Origin of the sequence: Pseudolysinimonas sp. (genome assembly GCF_049651805.1) — a bacterium.
Lineage (GTDB): Bacteria > Actinomycetota > Actinomycetes > Actinomycetales > Microbacteriaceae > Pseudolysinimonas_A.
This window is the reverse complement of record NZ_JBASCU010000040.1, coordinates 46,603-53,462: the sequence shown is the minus strand read 5'-3', so window position 1 is coordinate 53,462 and position 6,860 is coordinate 46,603. Positions and strand designations below refer to the sequence as shown.

Genomic DNA, 6,860 nt, shown 5'->3' with positions numbered 1-6,860 from the left:
ACCCGCGACGGCATCCTGCTCTGCCGCCACCACCACATGCTCGTCCACGACAACGGCTGGGCCATCGACCGAGACCCAGTTCACGGATTCGTCGCCATCCCACCCCGATCCGTCGACCCGCACCAGCGACGCATCCCGATGCCACCCCGATCCCGTGCCGCCCAACGACTCGCCGCTGCCGCCCGAAGCCGAAGGTAGGAGCAGGTCAGGCGTGGGTCGGCGGCGTACGTTCGGCGGCTGCGGCCGCGAGCGCATCCGCAATGTCGACAAAGGTCGCGGCGACCTCGTCGCGACGGTCCGCCGGCACCACCTCCTCGAACGCCGCGGTGTAGAGCTCGATCGCGTCTTCGACGGCCTCGGCCCCCGCCGTGGTCACCGCGAGACGAAAGCTCCGGCCGTCGTCGGGGTTCGGCGACCGCAGCACATAGCCCGCCGCGACCAGGCGGTCGACCACCGCAGTCGTGGCGCTCAACGACAACGCCAGGTGCTCGGCCAGACCACGAGGGGTCACCCCCGGCGTAAAACGCACGAACGCTACGGCACGGAAATCGGGAGCATGCAGTCCGTGATCGCGAGCGAGCGCGGCCACCAGCAGATCGTTCTCGCGGCGCAACCGCATGAACGCCGCGAGCGGCGCGCTCAGTTCGATCCCCGTCGTCCTGTGGCCGTCAGCAACGTCTCGGAGCATCGCCACCACCCCCTTGGTTTCGGCGTCCCCTTTCGGGAGTGTACCCCTCCTTCCACCCCTTGACGAGGGCGACCCGCCTTGGGGGATTCGCCGCACCCGCCCCGCGCTTTAGTTTGATCATCGAACTTGCTAGTTCGATGATCGAACCAATCCCGAGGAGTCCTCTGATGTCCACCCATGCCCGCCGGCGCCGCACCACGCGGATCGCCCACCGGCTCGCCGTGCCCGTCGCGATCCTGCTGAGCGGTGCCACGATCGGCACCGCGTCGTATGCCGCGTTCTCGGCGACGACCACGACCCCGACCAACAACTGGGCCGCGGGAACCGTCGCACTGTCGGACGACGACTCGGCGACCGCGCTCTTCACCGCGACCAACCTCGAACCCGGATCGACCGACAGCCGCTGCATCGCCGTCACGTCGACCGGCTCGCTCGCCTCCGACGTGCGCCTCTACGGCACCGGCGCCGCGACCACCAACGCGCTCAGCAGCTACATCACCCTGACCGTCACCCAGGGCACCGGCGGCACCTTCGCCGGCGGCTGCGCCGGCTTCACCCCGCTGCCGTCGGGATCGTCGGTCTACACCGGCTCCCTGGCGAACTTCGGTAGCACGGCGACGAGCTACGCGACCGGCCTCGGCACCTGGGCTCCCACCGGGCTGGCACCCGAAACCCGAGTCTTCCAATTCGTCTACACGCTCGATGCCGGAGCACCCAACACCACTCAGGGCGGAACTGCTGCGCTCGGATTCACCTGGGAGGCGCAGAACAGCTAGTGCGTGATTCCGTCCGGCATCCGACCCGTGGATGCCGGACGGAATCCGTACGCCCGGCCCCCGTCCCCCACCGTTTCCGCACGTCTACCCGAGGAGGTGCCGAATGCACGTCAGACTTGCCGTCACCGTCGTGGCACGAGTCATCCTCTTCGTCATCGCCGGTTGCTTGTTCTGGTCGGCGCTGCCGATGCTCTGGGGATGGAAGACGACCACCGTGATGAGCGACTCGATGGCTCCGTTGGTGCGCGCCGGCGACATCGTCGTCGCGATGCCGGTCACCGACCCGTCCGGGCTCGTCGGGCGCGTGATCCTCTTCGACGATCCCGACCGTCCCGAGCGACTTCGGCTCCACCGGCTGATCGCCACTACCCCGAGCGGGCAGCTGATCACCCGCGGCGACGCGAACTCGGTCGCCGACTCGAGTCCCATCGACCCCACTGACGTCCGCGGGGTCGCCGTCATGCGCGCCCCCGCCATCGGGCTGCCGCTCGTCTGGGCGCGCGACGGCCGCTGGGAACTCATCTTCGGGGCGGCCGCGGCCGTGCTGGCGCTCGGAGTCGCGGCGTTCGGCCGCGGCGGCGCCCACCGGGCCGAGCCCGACGGCGCGACTGCCCGCGTCATCCCGTCGGCGTTGTCGGTGCTCGCCGCCATCACCGTCGTCGCGGTCGTCGGCTCGAGCGGCACCGCCGACGCCGCATACAGCACACAAACCCCGAATGGCACGAATTCGCTCGACGCCAGCCCGGCCTACGCCTGCCTCGCCGAAACGCCCCTGGATGCGCCCGACCTGCTGTATGCCGTGAGTGAGGGCGCCGGCACCGCCGCCCTCGACTCGTCGGGGAACGGACGCACCGGCACGATTCTCGCCGGAGCCACCCGCGAAGTCGGCGACTGCACCGCCACGAACCCCTCCCTCGCCCTCGGCGGCACGGTCACGAGCGGCATCACCGTGCCGGGGGCCGCGATCACCCCGCCGAACGTCTTCAGCATCGAGATCTGGTTCCGCACGACCTCGACCCGCGGCGGCCAGCTCATGGGCTTCGGGTCGAGCTCGACCGGCACCTCCGCCGTGGCCGACCGCCGCATCTGGATGCGGAGCAACGGCGCCCTGCGGTTCAGCATCCGCGAGAACAACACGGTGCGCACCCTCAACGCGCCCGGCAGCTACAACGACGGCGCCTGGCACCACGCGATCGCAACCCTGTCGTCGGCCGGGATGCGACTCTACGTGGACGGGGTGCTCGTCGCCTCGAACAACCGCGACACGGCCTACCACTACAACCCCTACGGATCAGCGGGGTACTGGCGGGTCGGCGGCGACACGACGACCGGGATGGCGGGGGTCAGCGACGCCACCCTCGCGTCGAGCATCGACAACGCCGCCGTCTACTCGACGGCGCTCAGCCCCGCACAAGTGGCCGTGCACTACGCCGCCGGGCGCTGATCGTCGGGCTCTCACCAGCGAGGTCCGGCCCGGTCAGGTCACGCGTCCAGGCGGTGCAGCCAGCCGTGACGGTCCGGAACGCGGCCGTACTGGATGTCGGTGAGCTCCTGCCGCAGCGACAGCGAGACCCGCTCCCCTGAGGGCTCGGGCATGACGATCGAGACGTGCGCGCCCTTCAGTTCCGAGATCGGGGTGATGACCGCCGCCGTGCCGCACGCGAACGCCTCGACGATCTCGCCCGAGGCGACCCCGTCGATCCACTCCTGCAGCGGCACCGGGCGCTGCTCCACGGTCAGCCCGCGGTCGCGGCCGAGCTGCAGCACCGAGTCGCGCGTGATGCCCTCGAGGATGCTGTCGCTCTCCGGTGTGATCAGCCGGCCGTCTTTCGTGACGAGCACGACGTTCATGCCCCCGAGCTCTTCGAGGTAGGTGCCCGACCCGTCGAGGAACAGCACCTGGGCGCATCCCCGCTCGTAGGCCTCGGCCTGGGCGACGAGGCTCGACGCATAGTTGCCGCCCGTCTTCGCCGCGCCCGTGCCGCCCTTGCCCGCGCGGGCGTACTGGGTCGACAACCAGATCGACACCGGGGCGACCCCGCCGGTGAAGTAGGCACCCGCCGGACTGGCGATCAGGTAAAAGTTCACCTTCGCGGCGGGACGCACGCCGAGGAATGCCTCCTTCGCGAACATGAACGGGCGCAGGTAGAGGCTGGTCTCCGGCGCCGTCGGCACCCAGTCGCCGTCGACGGCGATCAGCTGGTGCAACGACTCGATGAAGTACTCGGCCGGCAACTCGGGCAGTGCGAGACGCTTCGCGGAGCGCTGCATCCGCGCCGCGTTCGCCTCGGGCCGGAAGGTCCAGATCGAGCCGTCGGCGTGCCGGTAAGCCTTGAGACCCTCGAAGACCTCCTGCGCGTAGTGCAGAACCGCCGCCGCCGGGTCGAGCGAGATGGGGCCGTACGGCTGAACCCGCGGGCGGTGCCAGCCACCCTTCTCGGACCAGCAGATGTCGACCATGTGGTCGGTGAAGTGCTTGCCGAATCCGGGGTCGGCGAGAATCGCGGCGCGCGCATCCGCCGACCTGGAGTCGTCGTTGCGGGTGACCTGCCAGAGCAGGTCTTTCGTCGCCATCGGCAGGAGGTTGATCGTCATGAGTGCTCCGTAGCGTAGGTGTCTAGTCTGCGCCCTGCGTTAGGCGTTTGCCAGGCGGGCGAGCATCGCTGCGCCGATCTCGTCGGTGCTGCGGGGGTCGGCTCCTCGGTCGGCGAGATCGGCCGTCACCGCCGCTTCGACCCGTCTCGCGGCACCGCCCAACCCGAGGTGGTCGAGCAGCAGAACCGTCGAGAGGATCGCCGCCGTGGGGTCGGCTTTCCGCTGCCCCGCGATGTCGGGAGCCGAACCGTGCACCGGCTCGAACATCGAGGGGAACGCGCCGTCGGGATTGATGTTGCCCGAGGCGGCCAGTCCGATGCCGCCGCTGATAGCGCCGGCCAGATCGGTGAGGATGTCGCCGAAGAGGTTGTCTGTGACGATCACGTCGAACCTAGCAGGATCGGTAACCAGAAAGATGGTTGCGGCATCCACGTGGAGGTAATCCCACGCCACAGACGGATGATTGGCCGCCTCCGCCTCGACGGCGCGGGCCCAGAGGCCGCCGGCGTAGACGAGCACGTTGGTCTTGTGCACGAGGGTGAGCTTCGTGCGGCGCTTCTCGGCGAGATCGAACGCGTACTTGACGACCCGCTCCACCCCATACGCGGTGTTGACGCTCACCTCGTTGGCGACCTCGGCGGGGGTGCCGACGCGGATGCTTCCGCCGTTGCCGACGTACGGACCTTCGGTGCCTTCCCTCACGATGACGAAGTCGACGTCTCCCGGGTTCGCCAGGGGGCTGGTCACACTGGGGTAAAGCTTCGTCGGACGCAGATTGACGTAGTGGTCGAACGCGAACCGCAACTTCAGCAGCAGGCCCCGCTCGATGATGCCACCCGCCAGTTTCGGGTCGCGCGGGTCGCCCCCGACCGCACCGAGCAACATCACCTCATGCTGCGCGAGCGCCGCGAGGTCGTCGTCGCCGAGGATGACCCCGGTCTCGAGGAAGTGCCGGGCGCTGTACGGGTACTCGGTGGTGCGGAGGTCGGCGTCGGATCCGAGCGCGGCGCGCAGCACGGCGACCGCCTGCTTCGTCACCTCCGGGCCGATCCCGTCTCCGGGGATGAGAGCGAGGTCGATGGTGCGAGTCACGCCCGACAGCCTATTCGCGGCGGGGGTGCCATCCGTTTTCAGGCTTCGACGATCTCGATCGCCCGCAGCGAGGTCGCGTTGATCTGCGCCGCGATGCGCTCCAGCACCTCGTCGGGAACGGGTGAGTCGACGGTGAGCACGCTGAGCGCCTGACCGCCCGCGCTCTGCCGGGCGATCTGCATGCCGGCGATGTTGACCTTCGCGTCGCCCAGCTCTTTGCCGTAGGTGGCGACGATGCCGGGACGGTCTTCGTAGGTCATCAGGATGAGGTGGTCGGCGAGCGGAACCTCGATGTCGTAGCCGTTCAGGCCGATGATCTTCTGCGCCAGCTTCGTGCCGGCGAGGGTGCCCGCGACCTCGACGACCGAGCCGTCGCCCAGCACGCCGCGCAGGGTCGTCGTGTTGCGGTAGTCGACGCTGTCTTCCGAGACCGAGAGCGATGAGGTGATGCCGCGCTGCTCGGCCAGGAGCGGGGCGTTGACGTACGACACATTCTCGGTGACGAGGTTGGTGAAGTAGCCCTTGAGCGCCGCGAGCCGGTAGACGCTCACGTCGTAGGCGGCGAGTTCGCCGCGCACATCCACTTCGAGGCTCGTGAGCGCCCCGTGACCCGCGACTCCGGCGAGCACCTGGCCGAGCTTCTCGACGAGCGCGATGCCCGGCCGCACGAACGGGTCGATGACTCCCCCGGCGACGTTGACGGCATCCGGAACCAGCTCGCCTTCGAGTGCGAGCCGCACGCTGCGGGCGACCGAGACGCCCGCCTTCTCCTGCGCCTCGTCGGTCGACGCACCGAGGTGCGGGGTGACGACGATGTTCGGCAGGCTCAACAGCTTCTTCTCGACGGGGGGCTCGGAGACGAAGACATCCAGCCCCGCGCCGGCGATCTCGCCGGCGACGAGCGCGTCGTAGAGGGCGTCTTCGTCGATCAGCCCGCCGCGGGCGACGTTGATGACGAAGGCCGTCTTCTTCATCGCCTTCAACTGGTCGACGCCGATCATGCCGGTCGTCTCTGCCGTCTTGGGCATGTGGATCGTCACGAAGTCGCTCTGCTCGAGCAGCTCATCGAGCGTCACCAGCGTCGCGCCGAGTTGTTGCGCGCGGGTCGCCGTGACGTAGGGGTCATAGGCGACGATCTCGACGCCGAACGCCTGCAGCCGCGCGGCGATGAGCGCTCCGATGCGCCCGAGGCCGATGATGCCGACGGTCTTCTCGAACAGCTCGACGCCCGTGTACCTGGAGCGCTTCCATTCTCCCGCGGCGAGCGACGCGTGCGCCGCCGGGATGTGACGCGCGAGCGACAGGATGTGTCCGATCGTCAGCTCGGCGGCGCTGATGATGTTCGACGTCGGGGCGTTGACGACCATGACACCGGCTTCGGTCGCGGCCTTGATGTCGACGTTGTCGAGCCCGACGCCAGCGCGAGCGACGACCTTCAGCCCGGGTGCCGCGGCGAGCGCCTCGGCGTCGATCTGCGTCGCCGACCGGATGAGCACCGCGTGCGCCTCGGCGAGGGCCGCCATCAGCGCGGGTCGGTCGGTGCCGTCGACGGTGCGGATGTCGAAGTCGGTGCCGAGTGCTTCGACGGTGGCGGGCGAGAGTTCTTCGGCGATCACAACGATCGGCTTGGCCACTGAGATTCCTTCGTCAGGGGTCGGCGCTTGGTGGAGGCGGGGCGCAACTTCCCGATTCTAGCCAGTGCGACGATG

6 protein-coding genes are annotated in these 6,860 nt (G+C 69.1%); 2 read left to right on the top strand and 4 right to left on the bottom strand.

Going from position 1 to position 6,860, the window contains the following annotated elements:
- Nucleotides 1-205: 205 nt before the first annotated feature.
- Nucleotides 206-688, bottom strand: a complete 483-nt coding sequence (locus tag WBL06_RS10500; protein WP_424455946.1) for a MarR family winged helix-turn-helix transcriptional regulator — start codon at nt 686-688, stop codon at nt 206-208.
- 167 nt (nt 689-855) lie between these two features.
- Between WBL06_RS10500 and WBL06_RS10495 the strand changes: the two genes are divergently transcribed.
- A complete protein-coding gene (locus WBL06_RS10495; protein WP_424455945.1) occupies nt 856-1,464 on the top strand; it encodes a TasA family protein in 609 nt (202 codons plus the stop codon).
- Between the two features lie 103 nt (nt 1,465-1,567).
- Nucleotides 1,568-2,908, top strand: a complete 1,341-nt coding sequence (locus WBL06_RS10490; protein ID WP_424455944.1) for a LamG-like jellyroll fold domain-containing protein — start codon at nt 1,568-1,570, stop codon at nt 2,906-2,908.
- A gap of 38 nt (nt 2,909-2,946) precedes the next feature.
- Here the strand turns inward: WBL06_RS10490 and WBL06_RS10485 are convergent, their stop codons facing one another.
- From WBL06_RS10485 to serA, 3 genes are read right to left on the bottom strand one after another with little or no spacing between them, the layout of a single operon-like run.
- Entirely contained in the window at nt 2,947-4,059 is a 1,113-nt protein-coding gene (locus tag WBL06_RS10485; protein WP_424455943.1) for a branched-chain amino acid aminotransferase, read from the bottom strand.
- Between the two features lie 39 nt (nt 4,060-4,098).
- A complete protein-coding gene (locus WBL06_RS10480) occupies nt 4,099-5,151 on the bottom strand; it encodes a 3-isopropylmalate dehydrogenase (RefSeq protein WP_424455942.1) in 1,053 nt (350 codons plus the stop codon).
- Between the two features lie 38 nt (nt 5,152-5,189).
- A complete protein-coding gene (gene serA / locus WBL06_RS10475) occupies nt 5,190-6,785 on the bottom strand; it encodes a phosphoglycerate dehydrogenase (protein ID WP_424455941.1) in 1,596 nt (531 codons plus the stop codon).
- Nucleotides 6,786-6,860 lie beyond the last annotated feature (75 nt).

Excerpts from the sequence above, each read along its gene's own strand:
- WBL06_RS10490 (WP_424455944.1), top strand. The coding sequence starts at position 1,568 with ATGCACGTCAGACTTGCCGTCACCGTCGTGGCACGAGTCATCCTCTTC.
- WBL06_RS10495 (WP_424455945.1), top strand. The coding sequence starts at position 856 with ATGTCCACCCATGCCCGCCGGCGCCGCACCACGCGGATCGCCCACCGG.
- WBL06_RS10500 (WP_424455946.1), bottom strand. The coding sequence starts at position 688 with ATGCTCCGAGACGTTGCTGACGGCCACAGGACGACGGGGATCGAACTG.
- WBL06_RS10485 (WP_424455943.1), bottom strand. The coding sequence starts at position 4,059 with ATGACGATCAACCTCCTGCCGATGGCGACGAAAGACCTGCTCTGGCAG.